At 44.4% G+C, this 17,847-nt stretch carries 16 protein-coding genes; 1 reads left to right on the forward strand and 15 read right to left on the reverse strand.

Annotated features, from left to right (window positions below; translation table 11 throughout):
- Positions 1 to 249: 249 nt before the first annotated feature.
- A complete protein-coding gene (locus C6Y01_RS13480; protein ID WP_034660738.1) occupies positions 250 to 1,287 on the forward strand; it encodes a pectate lyase family protein in 1,038 nt (345 codons plus the stop codon).
- Positions 1,288 to 1,344: 57 nt separating this feature from the next.
- On the opposite strand, the gene cydC is transcribed toward C6Y01_RS13480, so the two are convergent.
- The 15 genes from cydC to C6Y01_RS13555 all read right to left on the reverse strand — a co-directional run bounded on the left by cydC (position 1,345) and on the right by C6Y01_RS13555 (position 17,770).
- The gene (gene cydC / locus C6Y01_RS13485; protein ID WP_106038317.1) at positions 1,345 to 3,078 is read right to left on the reverse strand and encodes a thiol reductant ABC exporter subunit CydC; all 1,734 of its coding nucleotides are present in this window, start codon (positions 3,076 to 3,078) and stop codon (positions 1,345 to 1,347) included.
- Positions 3,068 to 4,804, reverse strand: a complete 1,737-nt coding sequence (gene cydD, locus C6Y01_RS13490) for a thiol reductant ABC exporter subunit CydD (protein ID WP_106038318.1) — start codon at positions 4,802 to 4,804, stop codon at positions 3,068 to 3,070. The genes cydC and cydD overlap by 11 nt, the downstream gene beginning before the upstream one ends.
- Positions 4,804 to 5,820, reverse strand: coding sequence for a cytochrome d ubiquinol oxidase subunit II (gene cydB, locus C6Y01_RS13495; protein WP_012011719.1), 1,017 nt, complete (start codon positions 5,818 to 5,820; stop codon positions 4,804 to 4,806). The genes cydD and cydB overlap by 1 nt, the downstream gene beginning before the upstream one ends.
- Positions 5,807 to 7,222, reverse strand: coding sequence for a cytochrome ubiquinol oxidase subunit I (locus C6Y01_RS13500; protein WP_060597576.1), 1,416 nt, complete (start codon positions 7,220 to 7,222; stop codon positions 5,807 to 5,809). Before C6Y01_RS13500 ends, cydB begins: the two co-directional genes overlap by 14 nt.
- Positions 7,223 to 7,553: 331 nt before the next feature.
- Positions 7,554 to 8,675 carry a heme oxygenase gene (isdG, locus tag C6Y01_RS19305; protein WP_106038319.1) on the reverse strand — a complete coding sequence of 374 codons (1,122 nt, stop codon included), beginning with the start codon at positions 8,673 to 8,675 and terminating at the stop codon, positions 7,554 to 7,556.
- A gap of 1 nt (position 8,676) precedes the next feature.
- Positions 8,677 to 9,690, reverse strand: a complete 1,014-nt coding sequence (locus tag C6Y01_RS13510; protein WP_106038320.1) for a FecCD family ABC transporter permease — start codon at positions 9,688 to 9,690, stop codon at positions 8,677 to 8,679.
- A complete protein-coding gene (locus C6Y01_RS13515) occupies positions 9,687 to 10,625 on the reverse strand; it encodes an ABC transporter substrate-binding protein (RefSeq protein WP_034660445.1) in 939 nt (312 codons plus the stop codon). The genes C6Y01_RS13510 and C6Y01_RS13515 overlap by 4 nt, the downstream gene beginning before the upstream one ends.
- An 18-nt stretch (positions 10,626 to 10,643) precedes the next feature.
- The gene (srtB, locus tag C6Y01_RS13520) at positions 10,644 to 11,396 is read right to left on the reverse strand and encodes a class B sortase (RefSeq protein ID WP_066031545.1); all 753 of its coding nucleotides are present in this window, start codon (positions 11,394 to 11,396) and stop codon (positions 10,644 to 10,646) included.
- A 16-nt stretch (positions 11,397 to 11,412) separates the two neighbouring features.
- Positions 11,413 to 12,183 carry an ABC transporter ATP-binding protein gene (locus C6Y01_RS13525; RefSeq protein WP_095285624.1) on the reverse strand — a complete coding sequence of 257 codons (771 nt, stop codon included), beginning with the start codon at positions 12,181 to 12,183 and terminating at the stop codon, positions 11,413 to 11,415.
- Positions 12,170 to 13,156, reverse strand: coding sequence for a FecCD family ABC transporter permease (locus tag C6Y01_RS13530; protein WP_034660449.1), 987 nt, complete (start codon positions 13,154 to 13,156; stop codon positions 12,170 to 12,172). Before C6Y01_RS13530 ends, C6Y01_RS13525 begins: the two co-directional genes overlap by 14 nt.
- Positions 13,157 to 13,189: 33 nt before the next feature.
- Positions 13,190 to 14,077, reverse strand: a complete 888-nt coding sequence (gene isdE / locus C6Y01_RS13535; RefSeq protein ID WP_034660451.1) for a heme ABC transporter substrate-binding protein IsdE — start codon at positions 14,075 to 14,077, stop codon at positions 13,190 to 13,192.
- A gap of 75 nt (positions 14,078 to 14,152) precedes the next feature.
- The gene (locus C6Y01_RS13540; protein WP_106038321.1) at positions 14,153 to 15,916 is read right to left on the reverse strand and encodes an NEAT domain-containing protein; all 1,764 of its coding nucleotides are present in this window, start codon (positions 15,914 to 15,916) and stop codon (positions 14,153 to 14,155) included.
- A gap of 18 nt (positions 15,917 to 15,934) precedes the next feature.
- The gene (isdC, locus tag C6Y01_RS13545) at positions 15,935 to 16,588 is read right to left on the reverse strand and encodes a heme uptake protein IsdC (RefSeq protein ID WP_106036391.1); all 654 of its coding nucleotides are present in this window, start codon (positions 16,586 to 16,588) and stop codon (positions 15,935 to 15,937) included.
- A gap of 20 nt (positions 16,589 to 16,608) precedes the next feature.
- Positions 16,609 to 17,067 carry an NEAT domain-containing protein gene (locus C6Y01_RS13550; RefSeq protein WP_034660453.1) on the reverse strand — a complete coding sequence of 153 codons (459 nt, stop codon included), beginning with the start codon at positions 17,065 to 17,067 and terminating at the stop codon, positions 16,609 to 16,611.
- Between the two features lie 370 nt (positions 17,068 to 17,437).
- On the reverse strand, positions 17,438 to 17,770 hold the full coding sequence (locus C6Y01_RS13555) for a winged helix-turn-helix transcriptional regulator (protein WP_106036390.1): 333 nt from the start codon (positions 17,768 to 17,770) through the stop codon (positions 17,438 to 17,440).
- Positions 17,771 to 17,847: the final 77 nt, after the last annotated feature.

Here is a 17,847-nt window from a genome sequence, read left to right on the forward strand (position 1 = left end):
TAATCACTAGGTCATCCCAATACCTATCGTCAATGATCCTTGTCTCATTTAGATGAAAATAAAATAATCATGGCCTTAGTTTCCTAGAAAATCATGGAATACACAGCGCCAATTCTTAGCCGATGATACCTTTTTGCGTGCTATGCTCTTCCTACATTCCGAAAAAGGCGATACTGGCGAAGAAAGGGGGAGCAGTTGAATTGCAGCTTATTTTTGGAAACGTTCACATTAAAACAAAATAGAATGGAGATGTTGACTTTGAAGAAAAAAGTTCCAATGTTAGCTGGTGTGTTAGCGGTTGGTCTCGTGACTTCATTATTTGCACCTAATGGGGAGGCAAAAGCGGCAGCCAAGTATCCAGAAAGCCCTTCTATTATGGCCAATTTTAATCAACAAGGATTCTCCACATTAAATGGCGGTACAACAGGCGGTGAAGGCGGTAAAACCGTCACAGTCAAAACTGGAAATGAACTATTGGCTGCCCTCAAAAGTAAAGGAACAAACGAAAAATTAAAAATTGTTGTCGACGGGACGATTGCCCCTTCTAATACATCTGCCAATAAAATCGATGTGAAAGATACAAACAATGTCTCGATCGTCGGCAAAGGCACGAAAGGTGAATTTAATGGAATTGGTATCAAAGTATGGCGTTCCAATAACGTCATTATCCGCAACCTGAAAATCCATCACAGTAACATCGGTGACAAGGATGCCATCGGAATCGAAGGCGCTTCTAAAAACGTATGGGTCGATCATAATGAGCTGTACAACACATTAAACTCTGGGAAAGATGATTATGATGGATTATTTGATGTGAAAAAAGACTCCGACTATATTACCTTCTCATGGAACTATGTACATGACAGCTGGAAAACGATGCTCATGGGCAGCTCTGATAACGACAACTACAACCGAAAAATTACGTTCCATAACAACCGTTTTGAAAACCTGAATTCTCGTGTACCGTCTATGCGCTACGGGGAAGGTCATGTGTATAACAACTACTATAAAGGCATTCATACCACAGCGATCAACTCTCGTATGGGCGCGAAGATGAGAATTGAGCACAACGTATTTGAAAATACAAATAATGCGATCGGCAGCTGGGACAGCCGTCAAGTCGGTACATGGCATGTCATCAACAACTCATTTATTAACAGCACAGGCAGTCTGCCAACGTCTTCAACAGGTACGTACAACCCTCCTTATAACTACTCTTTGCTTAACGTAAACAATGTCAAATCAGAAGTGGTATCAAATGCTGGTGTTGGAAAGGTAAACCCTTAAAACCACAAAACGTTCGGGCAGAGATCTCTGTCCGAACGTTCTTGTTATTTCGTTTATTTATATTTTAGAAAATGGACGATCCATCTCATACAATTTTTGATAGCGCAGGTTTTCTCTCAGTAAATCCTGATGCTCCCCCTGCATCTCAATTTGTCCATCTTCAATAAACATAATGCGGTCACATGCCTCACAGCCAGTGAGATGATGGGTAATCCAAATGACCGTTTTTCCTTTTAACACACGAAAGATGGTTTCAAGCAGCTCACGCTCTGTGCGCGGATCAAGTCCGACGGTGGGCTCATCTAATACAACAATCGGGGTGTTTTGCAGCAAAATCCGGGCTAATGCCATCCGTTGTCTTTCTCCACCTGAGAAACGAACCCCTGTCTCCTGCACACCGGTGTGATAACCTTCTGGCAAGGATTCGATGGTATCGTGCAGCTGCACTTGTCTCGCTGCTTCTTTTACTTGCTCTTCTGTCGCATCTGGAGAGCCTAAGCGAATATTGTTTAAAACAGAGGTATCGAATAAATACGGCTGTTGATTGAGCACTGACACATAGGTGGATACGGTTTCTCGAATGCTTTCTACCGGTTTTCCCTGGATACTGACAGCTCCTTGATTTGGCACGACAGCTCCTTCTAACAATTTCAAAATAGTCGATTTTCCTGCACCACTTTTTCCTAAGAGAGCAAGTGATTCCCCTTGCTTCAGTGAAAATGAGAGGTGCTTTAGCACGTATTGGTGCGAATCATACCGAAAGGACACTTGATCAAAACAGACAGCTTCACCTTGAGAAATAGCTGAATGATCCACTGTCTTGCGCTCAGATTCTCCTTCATACGAAAGCTTTTCATAATGATTTAATCTGCTGACAGCATGCTGATAGACTGGAATATCACCTGCTGCATCTGAGAGTGGAAGAAAGGCTTCTGTTAACGGAAACAGCACAAGCACGAAGGCTGCAATTAGTGTGTGTGACATCGAGCCTGACTGAACGACCGAACCGCTCCAATACACGACAAACACGACAGCTCCTCCAATCATAAGCTGGGCAAAAAACTGGCGCAGACGGATAAACCGGTGCTTGGCTGCTTCAAGCGCTAACAGCTGCGCTTCTTTCTGTTCATATTCATCAACAAAATCTTTCTGCCTGCCGCTAAACAGCCAGTCACTAACGCCCATGACTGCATCTGTTAAATGGCTGTACAGTTCATTTCTGCCTTTTTTCATTTGAATTTGTCTCGCCCGGTTCACTAGCACTGTGACGTATGGGAAAACAAATACGAGAAGTGCCATATAAAGCAGCATCAGTCCAGCAAAAGGCCACGAGAATAGACCAAGTGCTCCAATGGATGCGGCATATAAAAGCAGCGCCCCGATGGATGGAAAGATGGTTTTTAAATAGGCGTCCTGCAGTCTCTCGACATCATCTGACAGAAGCCCAAGCATTTCACCTGTACCCAGCTTTGTCTGTTTCGCACTTCGTTCAGCCATGTCATACAGACGCACACGCATTTTTTCAATCATTGTCAAAATGAGCTGGTGGCTCGCCAGTCTTTCTGCATAGCGGGCAGCTGAGCGTGAAATACCAAAGGTCCGTACAGCTACAATTGGGACGTAGACCATGAGTATATTCTCAGGTCTTGTGGCAGCTTTTGAAATGAGAAATCCTGACGTAAACATCAGCATAGAAGCAGAGAATACTGCAATTGCCCCTAGAAATAAAACCAGCGCAAACAGCTTTTGATTCTCCTTGATATAAGGTATAAACCAGCCCTTACTGACCATGTGTGACCGCCCCCATCTGCTCCTGTACCAATTGATAATACACGCCTTTTCTTTGCATCAATGATTCATGTGTACCCATTTCTGCAATCGTTCCTTGATCCATGACAATGATCTCATCCATGTCTGGCATCCAATGAAGCCTATGTGTCGCTAAGAACACAAGTTTATCTTCAAACAGCGGAAGCATTGTTTTCTTCAATTCATGCTCTGTCTCAATATCGAGATGCGCCGTTGGTTCATCTAACAGCATAATTGACCGCTGGCCCAGCACCGTTCGCGCAAGCGCAATTCTTTGCGCCTGTCCGCCGCTTAGTCCTCTTCCCTGTTCTCCAATGACCTCATCGAGACCATTTGGCAGCTGCGCTACGAGCTGAGATAAGCCAGCTTCACAGACAGCTCTTTCCACTTCTTCATCTGTGGCATGCGGTTCATAAAAACGAATGTTTTCTCTCAATGTCATGTGAAATAAATAAGGGTGCTGCGGCATATAGACGACTTCCTTTTGCCATTCCTTCATCTGTAAATGAACAAGCGGCTTGCCGTTTAACGTGATTTGACCTGAGGTCGGTTCAACAAAGCCGCCGAGCACATCGGTTAACGTCGATTTCCCTGAACCACTGGCACCAATGATTCCGATTTTTTTCTTCCCTTTGACAGTGAGGTCTACATCCTGAATCGAATAAGGGGCATGTTCGTCATGCTGGACACTAACATCTTGCAGGGTGAGCGCAGACTGTTCATTCCACTCATCTAGTTGCACTGATTGTGTCTCCTGCGCGCGGAAGCCCTTTTCTTCTAAAATGACCTGCATCGCCTCATTCGCTTCTTTTCCATTTAGCGTCGCATGATAATCATTTCCCACTTCACGTACTGGCAGGAAATATTCCGGTGCCAGCATGAGCGCGGTCAGAGCCGGCAATAACAGAAGCTCTCCTTCAATTAATCGCAAGCCAAGAAAGACAGCGACAGTTGCAATCGACAGCATGGAAAAGAAATCAAGCGCAAATGATGAAAGAAATGCAACCTTCAGCGTACTCATGGTCGCCTTTCGATATCGCTTTGACACTTCCCCGATATTGCGGGAATGTTTTTTGCTAATGCCTAAGTAACGAAGCGTTTCAAGGCCGCGGAGAGAATCAGTAAAATGATTGGATAATTTCTCATACGATCTCCATTGTTTGGCCGCTTTACGCTGAGCGACAAGGCCTAGCAAAATCATAAAAATAATTAAAATCGGCAGCGTCACGATTAAAATGACAGCAGATGTTTCGTCTAACGTCCAAACATAGATGAGGACCATTGCCGGTATCACTGCCATGTTCACCATTTTCGGTAAAAATAGCTGTAAATACTGACGATATTGAGCAATCCCCTCCATCGCTAATGTGACAAGCTTTCCTGTACCTTTTTTCTTTGTGAAAGCTGGACCTAAACGAAAGAGTTGGTCTAACAGCTGTTTTCTGACGTCTGCTCCAATTCGGGAAGAGTAGGTAAACATGACCTTCTCCCGAATCAAGGTGAGACCGTGCCGCACCAGAAAGGCAGCAAGAAACAGCAGGACATAAGGCGCTGCCTGCGAAAGGCTTTTCCCGTCAAACAGCGTAGTAATGGCATGTGCCAGCCACTGTGCTTGGAAAATAATACTTGCTCCTTGGATGAGTGACACAATACCTAAGAGGGCGAGAAGCCCCCTCATTCCTTTTAATTGAAGCAAACGTTTATCCATTAGTAGGTCATTGGCTCCTTACCGCTTACACGTTTACGGAAGACGTAATAGCTCCAAATTTGATACCCAAGCACAAAGGGCAGCAAAGAAATGGCAACAATCGTCATCACCGTCAATGAATATGATCCGGATGCAGCGTTTTGAATGGTAAGATCAAACGTATGGTTGATTGAGCTAATCATGACGCGCGGGAACAATGCAGTGAAAAGCATCGTCACTGTCACCATGATGCCTGCACCTGTGAATAAGAATGTCCAGCCATCACGTTCTTTTTTCATAAAGAATAGAGCCGCGACGTAACAAACCACAATCAGGACAGTTAACGGAATGGTGATGATCGGGCGTACCGTATAAATGTCTGTTTCCATGATAGATACACCGACAAATAGGACAAGAACTGGCAGCGCAATAAGCAGGACACGCTTGCCAAGCTTTCTTGCACGATCTCTTAAATCACCCTCTGTACGTAGTGTGACGAAAATCAATCCGTGCAGAAGGCAAAGAACCGTCACAGCTAACCCGCCAATCACTGAATAAAGGTTCACAAAATCCGTAAAACCAGCATACATATTCATGTCTTGATCAATTGGCATCCCGCGTAAAATACTTGTGAATAGCACACCGAGTAAAAACGGCGGCAGCAGACTGCCAAAGAAGATGACCCAGTCCCATGCTTTGATCCAAGAGGCTTTCTCAACCTTCCCTCGGAATTCAAAGGCGACTCCGCGCCCAATGAGCGCTAAGAGGAGAACCGCAAATGGTATATAGTATCCACTGAACATCGTGGCATACCAGTGAGGGAATGCAGCGAAAATAGCGCCCCCAGCTGTAATCAGCCAGACCTCATTCGCATCCCAGAAAGGGCCAATCGTATTAATTAAAATGCGGCGCTCGTGCGCATCCTTTCCAAGCAGCTGCATGGACATCCCAACACCAAAATCAAATCCCTCTAAGAAGAAAAATCCAACAAACAATACTGCGACAAGAATAAACCAAATCTCGTTAAGATATGCCATGATATGCGCCTCCATCAAATGGATCTGTAGACAGGTCCGTTTCATCCTTTTGATCTGTATCCTCTTCCGAATGTGCACCTTTTTTAATTTCTCGAATGAATAGGTAGGCAAGCAAGATGGCAAGGATCAGATAAATCGTCGTAAAGCTAATGACTGAGAATAACAGCATGCCATACGATACGTTTGGCGAAATCGATTGAGCCGTCGTCATCATACCAAAGACAGTCCACGGCTGACGCCCAATTTCAGTCATGATCCAGCCAGCTGAGTTCGCAATAAACGGGAACGCAATCATCCCTACCATGAAGCGTAAAAACCATTTGTTCGTTTCGAGTTTCTTTCTAAAGCTCAAGTACAAGCCAATCATACTGGCAAAAATCATCAGCATTCCGGCACCAACCATGATTCTAAAGCTCCAGAAGGTTGTTTTCACTGGCGGAATGTAGTCTCCAGGGCCAAACTTTGCTTCATATTCTTTTTGAAGTGTCAGCATGCCTGGCACATCTCCACTGAACTTCTGATAAGCCAAGTAACTTAAAGCAAACGGAATATTGATCTCCGCAGAGTTTTCTTTTTTATCTGTGTCAATATTGGCAAATAGTGTCCAAGCCGCTGGATCTCCACTATCCTTCCAAAGGGCTTCACTTGCTGCCATCTTCATCGGCTGTGATTTCATTAAGTGCTTCGCTTGATCATGTCCAGAGAACGCCACACCTAAGCCAGAAATTAAAGCGAGGACCATGGCAATCTGGAATGATTTTTTGAAAAAGGCGATTTCTTGTTTTTTGATCATTTTATAGGCACTAACTCCTGCAATAAAGAATGCACCTGTAGCCAGCGCACCAAACAGAACGTGCGGGAATTCAACCCAAAGCTGCGGATTCGTTACAAGAGCGCCAAAATCATTCATTTCTGCGCGGCCATTTTTAATGACAAATCCAACTGGCTCTTGCATAAATGAGTTGGCGAGTAGAATCCAAAACGCCGAAAAGATCGTACCAAGAGAAACAAGCCAAATACACAATAAATGAATCTTCTTCGGCAGACGATCCCAGCCGAATATCCAAAGTCCAATAAATGTAGATTCAAGGAAAAAGGCCAACAGCGCTTCAATGGCAAGCGGTGCACCAAACACATCACCGACAAACCTTGAATAATCTGACCAGTTCATCCCAAACTGGAATTCCTGCAAAATCCCTGTCACCACACCTACTGCAAAATTGAGTAAGAATAGATGACCCCAAAACTTCGCCATTTTTTTATAAATCTCTTTTTTCTTGACGACATAAAGGGTCTGCATCAAGGCGACGATAAACACCAAACCTATTGACATAGGTACAAAAATAAAATGAAATAATGTCGTTGAAGCAAATTGAAATCTTGCTAAAAACAGCTCACTCACAGCCTTACATCCTCCCTTACTTTCACATGCCGAATGATTCGAAACATCTATGCTCATCACTTCACAAAATATTCACTATTTGTTCAATGATTCACAAATAATAGCCTGTTTGAATTGGTTTACTCGGTGAAATTTTACTCTTGCTTTTCATTCGGTTAGTTATTTATACCTGTACTTTACACCCATGCGCTTCAAAAATAAAGTAAATTTTACCTAAAAATTGGATGGTATTGTGTCAGTTGTTTGAATACTTTGTCAAAGATATGTGACAGAAAGTAAAAAAACGCAAAAAAATAGCGCTACACATGAACCGCAGCGCTATGTTTCTTTTTTAGGCTTTTTTCTGTAAAGCTGGTCTAGTGACTTGCACTTCGTAGTACGTAATTTTGTTTTTTAATAGTCCTTCAGGTTTCGCTTTCCCATGAGCGTGCGCATCACCAAATGCCTGAGATTTTGTCCAGTTCACAAAGTCTTCTTTTCGATTCCAGCGGGTATGAATGGTCACTTCATCGTAATCGGTTGTCTGCTGTGTGACCCATACTTCCATGCCTAAAAATCCTTCCATGAATTCTACTTGTCCCTGCTTGTTAAAACGCTTGACGAGGTGGTCAGCACTGCCTTTTTCTACTCTTACCTGGTTGTTGACAATGATCATTTTCTGTTCATCTCCCTTTTGTTGTTGGATTGAAGCGATTGGGATAATGAGCGGATGCTCACCGTCTAAGTGAACCTCAGCCTGAATCCCAAAGACCTCTTTGAAAAAGCTTTCTGTTAATACTTCGTTTGGTGTCCCTATTTGATAAACCTGACCACCCTTCATCGCAATGAGGCGGTCACAATATTTTGCTGCCTGCTGCAGGTCGTGAAGAACCATTAAAATGGTGATTCCATGCGTCTTATTCAGCTGTTTGAGCAGCTCTAGTAAATCAAGCTGATGTGCAATATCTAGGTAAGTCGTCGGCTCATCCAGAATTAAGGTCTCTGTCTTCTGAGCGAGCGCCATCGCAATATACGCCTTTTGTCTTTCTCCGCCTGACAATGTATGCAGCATTCTGTTTTCATTGATTCGGCTATTGGTCACATCAAGCGCCCACTCAATCGCTTCTTGATCTGTCTTCGAGCTCTTTTTCCAGATCGAACGATGCGGACTGCGTCCAAGTGCGACCAGCTCCCGCACGGTCATAGAAGGGATGGCTGTTCTCGTCTGCATGAGAACGGCGATTTCCTTTGCAATCTCCTGAGCTGTCATCTCTTTTTGCGGTATATCGTGAATGTATATCATGCCGCTTTCGATCGATGTAAGACGTGCGGCTGCTTTAATAAAAGTCGACTTCCCTGATCCATTTGGTCCAATAATTCCTGTCACACTTCCTTTAGGAACAGCTGCTGAAATAGACGACAGCCGAAAGCCTCCTTGACTGAGACTCACGTCATCCATAGATATCACTTCCAACTTAACCCCTCCCTTTCTTTTTTAATAAATAGAGGAAGAAAGGTGCACCGATGCAGGCAAGCAGGATACCGACAGGCAGTTCAACCGGTGTAAACCATACCCGTGCCGCTGTATCTGCAAAAACCACAAGTACGCCTCCGCCCAGCATTGAGATCGGCAGCAGGTACCGGAAGTCATCTCCAATTAAAAGACGGATAAAATGAGGAACGACCAGGCCGACAAATCCAATTAAGCCGCTCACACTTACAGCTGCACCAGCTAAAAGCGCCGCCAGCGCAATTAAGAAAAACCGGGTGCGCTCTACTCTAAGGCCGAGTAACTGCGCCGATTCATCACCAAGCAAAAGGAGATTTGCCGGCTTGATGGCAAAAAAACAAAGGCACAACCCAGCGAGTGCATATGGCGACACGAAGCTTAGATGATGCCAGCTCCGTCCATTTAATCCTCCGGATAAAAAAGGCAGAACAGCCTGCACACGCTCACTATAAAGCACCATAAACCCATTCATCACCGCCCCAAGGAGGGCATTGACTGCCACTCCCGCCAAAATCAATTTCAGCGGTGAAACACCTTGATCAAATGACAGCATATACACCACGAGTGCCGCTAATAAAGCGCCAAGGAAAGCAGCAGCTGGCAGCAAATACGTGAATTGCGGAAACACAATCATGCTGAGCACAGCAGCCAATCCGCCGCCAGCAGTCACACCGATGATGCCAGGGTCAGCGAGTGGATTTCGGACGACTCCTTGTAAAATCGCCCCTGATGCTGCGAGACAGGCTCCGACAATAAAACCGATCAAAACACGCGGCAGACGTAAATCCATCACAATTTTCTCATGGACAGGCTGGCCTGATCCCGTCAAAGCGGCGAGTAGGTCTTGCAGCGATAATTGAACGGAACCTAATGCAAGCCCTAAGCATGCGCCTACAACTAACGAGATGAATAGTACGGGTATCAGCCATTTTCGTCTCGACTGTCTTTTTTGAAAATCTAACTCTGCATTCATTTTCATGATGACAATCGCTTCAATCTTTTCTCTAGCTCATCAATCGCTCTCATCACTTCCGCGCCTGGGTTCGTCCCAAATAGATCACTCGGCAGAATCTCGACGTGTCCATTTTTCACAGCTGACACATCGTGCCAAGCGGCATTCTGTTTCATTTCACTCATAAAGCCCGCTTTCACATCTTCAGGATTGCTGTGAGTCATAAGCAGAATAAGATCAGGATCGGCTTCGATGACCTTTTCTGCATTGATTTGAGCGTATTGAGGGAATTTCTCGAGTGCCGGTTCATTTTCAGCGATGTTCGTCCCTCCTGCGATGTGCAGTAAATCTCCGCTTAAGGATTGAGGAAGTGCCGCCATATATGTGCCAGGTGCCCCGTATACAACGAGTGTCTTCACTTTTTTCTGAGGCTGCTTGACCTGCTTTTTCCTCTGATCGATTTGCTCATTGAGGGCTTTGGCCTTTTGCTGCTTTCCGAGCAAATCCCCGAATAACGTTATTTGACGCTGAATATCCTTCACTGAATTGGCACTTGTCAAAAGAAGCTGTGAACCAATTCCTTCTATTGTAGAGATGTCCTTGCTGTTTAATTGTTCATTCCCAAGCACAACATCGGGCTTTAAGCTTGTGATGAGCTCTACATCAAATTGATGCGTTGTGCCAATTGTTTGGACGGACTTTGCCTGTTGTAAGCTGTCTGGTAATTCGGCGGCCGGACGGCCAACTACCTCACCGCCTAATGCATACAGGATGCTCATGTCTCCAGTCGATAATGCGACGATACGCTGAGGGGATTCTTCAAATGACAGCGTTCTGCCAGTAAAATCCTTTATCTTCAGCGCACCTTGCCCGCTTCCTTTCTCTACAGGTGCTGCCTGACTGCATCCGCCGAGGAGAAGCATCAAGACGAGTCCAGCTAAGATCACATGTGAAAATTTCAACCGTCTGTCTCTCCTTTTCTAGTAAACTTTCTTTAGCTTTGCCTGTACGACGAGACGCCCATTTTTAGGTGCAAGCACATGATCACAGGTCGATAGAGTGAGGATGAGGTCATCTGTGGACACGTCTGTCTTCGTTTGATAGATTGATTTTTTCCGCACAGCTTGCAAGTAGTGCGCATATTCGCCAAGATCTTGAAAATCGGTTTGAATATAATCGAAATCCACCGTTGTTTCATACACGGCAAAAATCTCCGCCTCATAGCTTTGATACAGCGTATCGTACTGAAATGTCCGGTGCTCATGGAAAAAATCCTTTTTTAAATAGTTTGTGAGTCCAGCGAACATGGATCCGTCTCTCATCCGATGCCCGTACACCACAGTATTCGGGCTCTCGTGCAAGACGTCATTGCGATAATCCATAAAGATACTGCCTGCCCGGGTGTCGTTTTTTAAGTAATTACGGGTTAAGTAGAATGCATTATCACGAGATTGAACGATTGGGTACTGAATCATCGTGTCCTTCATATTGATCCAGCCGACAATGTCGTTGTTCACCTTCCGCAGCTCATCAAATGACGTACGGGTGGTTCCCGGTTCCCGGCTTTCAGTCATTCCTTGCTCTTGACCATACATCGTCTGAGCCTTTGCAAGCACCTGACGATTTTGATAATAGCCGAACAGTTCTAAGCCAATGGCTGTACCGCTATAAATGAATACTCCTAAACAGACGATCGTCAGCATACGCTGCCAGACCCGTTTTCCTCTTTTCACACTGTCTCACCTGCTTTTATATGCCAACAGGCACGATGTACATTCCTGTTTCTGCATCCTGTCTAATCGTGACGGACACATCATAAATGTGCCGCACATTCTCTTCTGTTAACACATCGTTTGGCTGTCCTTCACTGATAATTCGTCCATCCTTCATCGCAATGATGACGTCACTGTAGCGGACAGCCTGATTCATGTCGTGCAGCACCATGACAATCGTGAGTCCATGCACGTCATTGAGCTCACGGATCAGCTCAAGAATGTCAAATTGATAGTAGATATCCAAATAGGTTGTCGGTTCATCTAAGAAAAGGATCGGTGTTTTTTGCGCAAGTGCCATCGCAATCCATACACGCTGACGCTCACCACCTGACAGTGAGGCGAGCGGCACCTTTCGTTTTTCCGTTAGTTTTGTACTGGACAGTGCCCACTCTATCGCTCTCTCATCCTCTTCCTTGTCACCCCCGCGCATCGTCTGGTACGGCGTTCTACCGAATGCCACGACCCGTTCGATCGTTAAATCAAGCGGCGCTTCATTTTGCTGATGGACGACAGCCAGCTTTTTTGCCAGCTCCTTTGGCTTAAATGCATTCAGCGCTTGTCCGTCTAAGTGAATTTGCCCTTTGTTTGGACAATGATTATTCGCCATCAAGGAAAGCAGTGTGGATTTCCCCGAGCCATTTGGACCGATAATGGTTGTGATTTTCCCCTTTTCAATCTGTGTTGTGACCGATTGAACGATGTCCTTCTGCTGGTCATATGAGAATGACACCTCACGAATGTCCATGGAGACGGTCCCCCCTTCTTAATAAAAAGATCAGAAACGGCCCGCCAATCACGGCCATGATCGTAGAAGCAGGAATCTCATTTGGCGCGACAAGCGTCCTGCCGAGCGTATCAGCCGTCAAAATCAGCAAAGCCCCGCTTAACGCAGAAAATGGAATGAGTACCCGATGATCCGAGCCAACAAGCCTTCTTGAAATGTGCGGAATGAGCAAACCGACAAAGGCAATCACGCCCGCTACCGCAGCTGTCACCGCCGCGAGTAATACCGCTGTGATGGAAATCAAAAGGCGCATTCTGGTCACACGCAACCCTAAATTTTTCGCTGTCTTGTCCTGAAGAGCCAAGAGGTTACACCATCTGCTGAAGAAAAGTGCTACGACAAGACCGGCGACGCCATAGACTCCGATTAAACGGACATCTCCCCACGTTTTCATCGTGAGATTTGACTGTCCTGACTGATTGATCGTGATATTGAAATAGCTGCAAATGGTCACAAATGCTTCAGCCATTCCAGTAAACATGGCATTGATGGCGATCCCAACCAAAATCATACGGATTGGGCTTAAACCGCCCTTCCAAGACAGAACGTACACGAGGAAACATGCAATGGCTCCGCCAAACACCGAAAATAAAGGAGAGTAGAAATAAAATTGAGGAAGCGCTGTAATCGCCATTAAAGAAAAGAAGCTGGCTCCTGATGAAATTCCAATGACGCCGGCATCAGCTAATGGATTTCTCATGACCGACTGCAGCAGTACACCGGAGACAGATAAGGCGGCCCCTGTAAACATTGCGATGAGCATGCGGGGAATTCTCAAATCTTTAATGATGTCTACCTGTGCATGTTGACCGGTGATGAGCCCTTCCAATAATTCAATCGGGGTGACATGAATACTCCCAGTAATGGCGGAATAAATAAACACGCACACCAGTAAGAGACTAACTATCAGAAATAAAATCCCTGTTTTTTTCATCTTGAACGTCCTTTTATCATTAAGATTCGCCGCTTATGACGGGTAGAGCATACGCGTTAGTTCATCTAATGCTTCTGCTGCCTTTAAATTGCCCGTTGTCCCGAATAAGCTTTCTTCGAGGTCATACACCCGGTCTTGCTTGACCGCATGAAAATGCTTCCAGATGTCATTTGTTTTAAATTCTTGATCAAACATGCGGACAACTTCATCTGGCATCCCATGTGCGGCCCGGAGTATGATATCTGGATTGGCTTTTTGTAAATACTCCGTATTAGATGCCAAATACTCCATTTTCTCACCTTTGACAATGTTCTTTCCGCCTGCGATACGTACAAGATCACCAATATATGAATTCTCTGTTGCCACCAAATAACTGCCCGGTACACCAAGCAAAATCAGAACGGACGGCTTGCGCTTTCCCTTCGTCTTCTCTTGTATGTCTTTCTTTTTTTGTTCAAAGTCAGACACGATGCGCTCGGCTTGTTTCTTTCTGTCATACTGAGCTCCGAGCTTCGTGATCGCCTTCTCCATGCTGCCAAGGCTCTCGAGATTTAAGTATGTGGCAGGAACACCTGCTTGCTGAAAGGGTGTCTCTAAATCATATTGAAGGGTTGTGACAGACAGGACATCTGTTGGTTGAAGTGATTGGATGATTTCCATGTCCGGGCTCATTGGATTACCGACTTCCGGCAGTCCTTTATAACGAGCTGGCAAGGATTTTTGACTTGTTGGCACCCCGACAAGATCCACCTCTAAAGCATCCATAATCTCCACAGCAGCTACAGTCGTTGCCACAATGCGCGCACTTGATTCTGCGCTTTTTTTGCCTTTCGCTGAACTTTCGGCTGACTGTGAGCAGCCCGATAAGATCACGCACACACTAAGAGCAGCGATCAGGGTACATAACATTCGATGCTTCAAAAACAGAAGCCTCCTTTCGAAAAAAGAGAGTGGATGCGCCGAGAGAAATTGCGCATCTCACTTAAACTAATCCATCTACCTTGTTCTTGTTTGATACTTTCTTACGAGTACGAATAACGACCCGCCGAATAAAAGAATATACACCCAAAGAAGAGAGGTATCTCCTGTTTTCGGATTCAACTGTCCAGTCTCAGACTTGGTTTGGTCATCTGATGGAGTAAATGTCATCTGCTCTGCGCCTGTTTCCTCTGGCGCTAGATTTTCAAGCTGATTTGTTTGAGAATCGCGATCATTTGGATTTTTGACAAAGCCGATACTCTCATCGTTTCCGATTACCGTAGCAATGCCGCTTCCTTCACCAAGAGTGATTCCTTTTGTGTCATAGACAAGTTTGACATCGTACTGCTCATGATAATTCGCAGCCGGAATATCAATTTTTACGCGTGCTGCTTGAGCTGTGCTTAAACTTTTGGCTTCATATTGAATCACTCGTGTGTCTGCTTTTTGATCTGTTTTTGCGACAAGAGTCTCTTCATATTTCCCGCCTGTCCCTACTTGGAAGGATGTGATGGCTGAGCTGTTCTTCACTGTATATGAAACGAAATGGCGGCCATTTTTCACGACCAATGTCGCAGGGCTCACGACGTAATCGTTCATACGAGAAGGCTCATCCTTGTCTGCTTTCTTCATTGAGAAAGGCAGCTTGTATACACCATCTTTAAGCTTAGCCGTCTCTTGAGCAGCTCCGCCGTTATTTGTTTCTGGTGATGGTGTGTTTGGTTTTGGTGTTTCTAGTGCAGCCGGTGTTTCTTCCTCTACCTGCCCGTTCTTAAGTGGAGCGATACTCTTTGCATCGAATTGAAAACGAATATCGTAGGTTTGGTCATAGTTAGCAGCTGCTACCACGATGTGTACTTTTCCTTTGACCGCTTTTTTCAGATCAGCGACATCAAATGACACCACTCTTGTGTTCTTTGCTTTATCTGTGCTGACAGTCTTCACTTCTTGATAAGATCCGTTTTTCTCTGTTTTCAAGGAAGCGACAGACGTATGATCCTTCACCGTAAAGGAAATGGTTTGTTTTCCATTTTTGATGGTTAAGGATGCAGGATGTGAGAAGTATTGGTTCATCCGAGATGCCTCGTTCTCATCCCCTTTTAGTACACTGTAATTGATGCGGTACTCGCCATCTTTTAAGTGATTTTGCGCAGAATCATCTGGTTTTGATCCATTGTTATTGCCAGGTGTTGCCTGATGATCATCTGGTTTTGTCCCATTTTGATCATCCGGCTTTGTTTCATTATCGTCTGGCTTTGTGCCATTTTGGTCATCCGGTTTTGTTTCGTTATCGTCTGGCTTTGCAGGTGTAACGAGTGTTAGGCTGCTTTGATCGAATGCAAGCTGTACGTCATACGCTTCGTCATAAATAAAGCCGCCTAAATCCCAGTAAATTTTCACCCAGCCGTTTAATTTGGCTGATAAGTCGGCTACATCAAATTTGATCACACGTGTATTGGCTGTTTCATCCTCACTGACGGTTTCAGTGGTGACAAGAGCACCATTTTGTTCAACCTTGAAATCTGTAATCTCTTTGCTTTGCTTCAGCGTGACATAGGCTGTTGTCTTGCCATTTTCCACAATCAGCTTAGCTGGCTTTTCTGTATAGGTATCCATCATGGACGCCTCTGTGCTGCCATTCTTTAAAATGGTGAATCCGGCCGTGTATTCACCATCAACAAATGATGCCGCTTGAGCCGTTCCTTGAGGAATCTGAAACGCAGTCAATAAACTGAATAAAACGAGCAGAATAGCTGCCTTTAGATGAAAAAGACGTTTCAAATGGTGACACTTCCTTCCTTAATGCTTGATGATCCACTTTCTTGCTAAAAACCCGCCTGAGCATAGAGCAAGCACAAGGAGCCACCCTGTCTGGTTTGTATCACCAGTTTGAGGATTCTCTTCTTGTTTTGTCGTGGATGAATCAGATGTTTTCGTTGATTCTTTTGATGGCTGCTGATCTTCTGCTGCACCCGCTGATTTGTTTGTGCTGTTAGACGAAAGCGATTTCATGCTGCTCTCATCGAATTTCAGCTGAATGGTATAATCATGATCATAATCAGCAGATTTAACAGTGACATGAATTTTTGACTTGATTGGCTTAGACAAGCTCTGAGCTTGGAACTGAACAAGCCTTGTGTTGGCTTTTTTATTAGTTGAGAGAACCGTTGTATCGACATAGCCGCCATTTCCCGGCACTTTAAATTCCGTCACCCAGCTGCTATTTTTAATGGTCATTTGTACAGTCAGCTTCCCTTTTTTTGCAATCACTTTTGCTGGCTTCAGCCAGTAATCATTTGCCATGGAAACCGCATTTCCTTCAGCCTTCAGCACAGTATAGTTGACGGAGTATGTACCATCCTTTAACGTGGCAGCCTGTGCGTTTGAAAAAGGCAGCATAAGTGCCAATAATAAAGCGGTCATGAAGACTGATAGCCTCATCATTTTTTTCATCAAGCGAATTTCCTCCCTTTCTATTGAACAGATGCTGCATCAAACTTGAGACGGATGTCGTAATTGCCTGTATATCCGATGACCGGTACAGTCACGCTCACTTTTGCTGGTACGACTTCTGTCAGGCTGTTCATGTTGAATTCAACCGTTCTCTTATTTGCAGCTGTATTTGTACTGATCACCTTCGCATCTTTGTAGACACCTTGATCAAGTGTTTTAAAGCTTGTGATCCAAGAGCTATTCGTTAACGTGACTTGTGCTTTGATTTTTCCATTCTTCACGACAAGCTTGGCTGGTTTTTCAAAATACGTATTCGCTGTTGAAGTCGAATCGCTATCTGCCTTCCATACCACATATTGTGCTGAATATTGACCATCTGCTAAGCCTGCTGCTGAGGCTGAGCTAACCGGAGCTAGAGCAAATAATAGAACAAAACTAAAGAACAATAATACGTGTGATGTTGAACGAATGACTTTCATGTGAACCCTCCTAAATGATATTGATAATTATTCTCAATAGATAATAAAAAAAATAACCTTCATAAGCGCTGGATCACACTTATAGATGATTATGATAATCATTATCAATTGAGTTGAAAAAATAAATCTTTGCTTCCTAAAAGCCAAAGATGTCTGTTTCTAAATGATGGTTTGAAACGTGTTTTAGGTAATCTGTCCCATTCATGATACCATGGCATAACCTCCATTCCATTACAGGGAAAAGACCCCTCTTCTCCTTGATATTATATGATGAATGAATTTATTGTCAACATCATTTTTCATACTATTGACTTAGATTTCTGGAAAATCGCACAAAAAAATTTCGATCAGACAGACTGATCGAAATCGTTTAGGAAGAGACTTGTTCCCCTTTTTTGCTGTTATTACGTTCTAAAGACCAAGCATACATTTCACGAATAATCGGCTCAATTTTCTTCCCTTGCGCTGTTAATTCGTATTCAATCCGTACTGGAATGTCAGGGTATACGTTTTTCTCAACGAGTCCTTCAGCCTCTAAATCCTTCAGCCTTTCTGATAATAATCGTCCGCTGATGTCCATTTCATTTTCAAGCTGACAGAAACGCTTAGGGCCTGTCAGAAGCTGATTGATGATGAGAATGACCCACTTCTTGCCTAGAATCTCCATGGCATCTGTGATTGGACAGCCATCTACTTGAGCCATACCTTACTCCCTCCCGCTTTTCTCTCTTTTTTTTCATTATAGCACAATTAATTACTTGAAATAAGTCACTAACTATT

The organism is Bacillus sp. NMCC46 (assembly GCF_002998465.1).
GTDB lineage: Bacteria > Bacillota > Bacilli > Bacillales > Bacillaceae > Bacillus.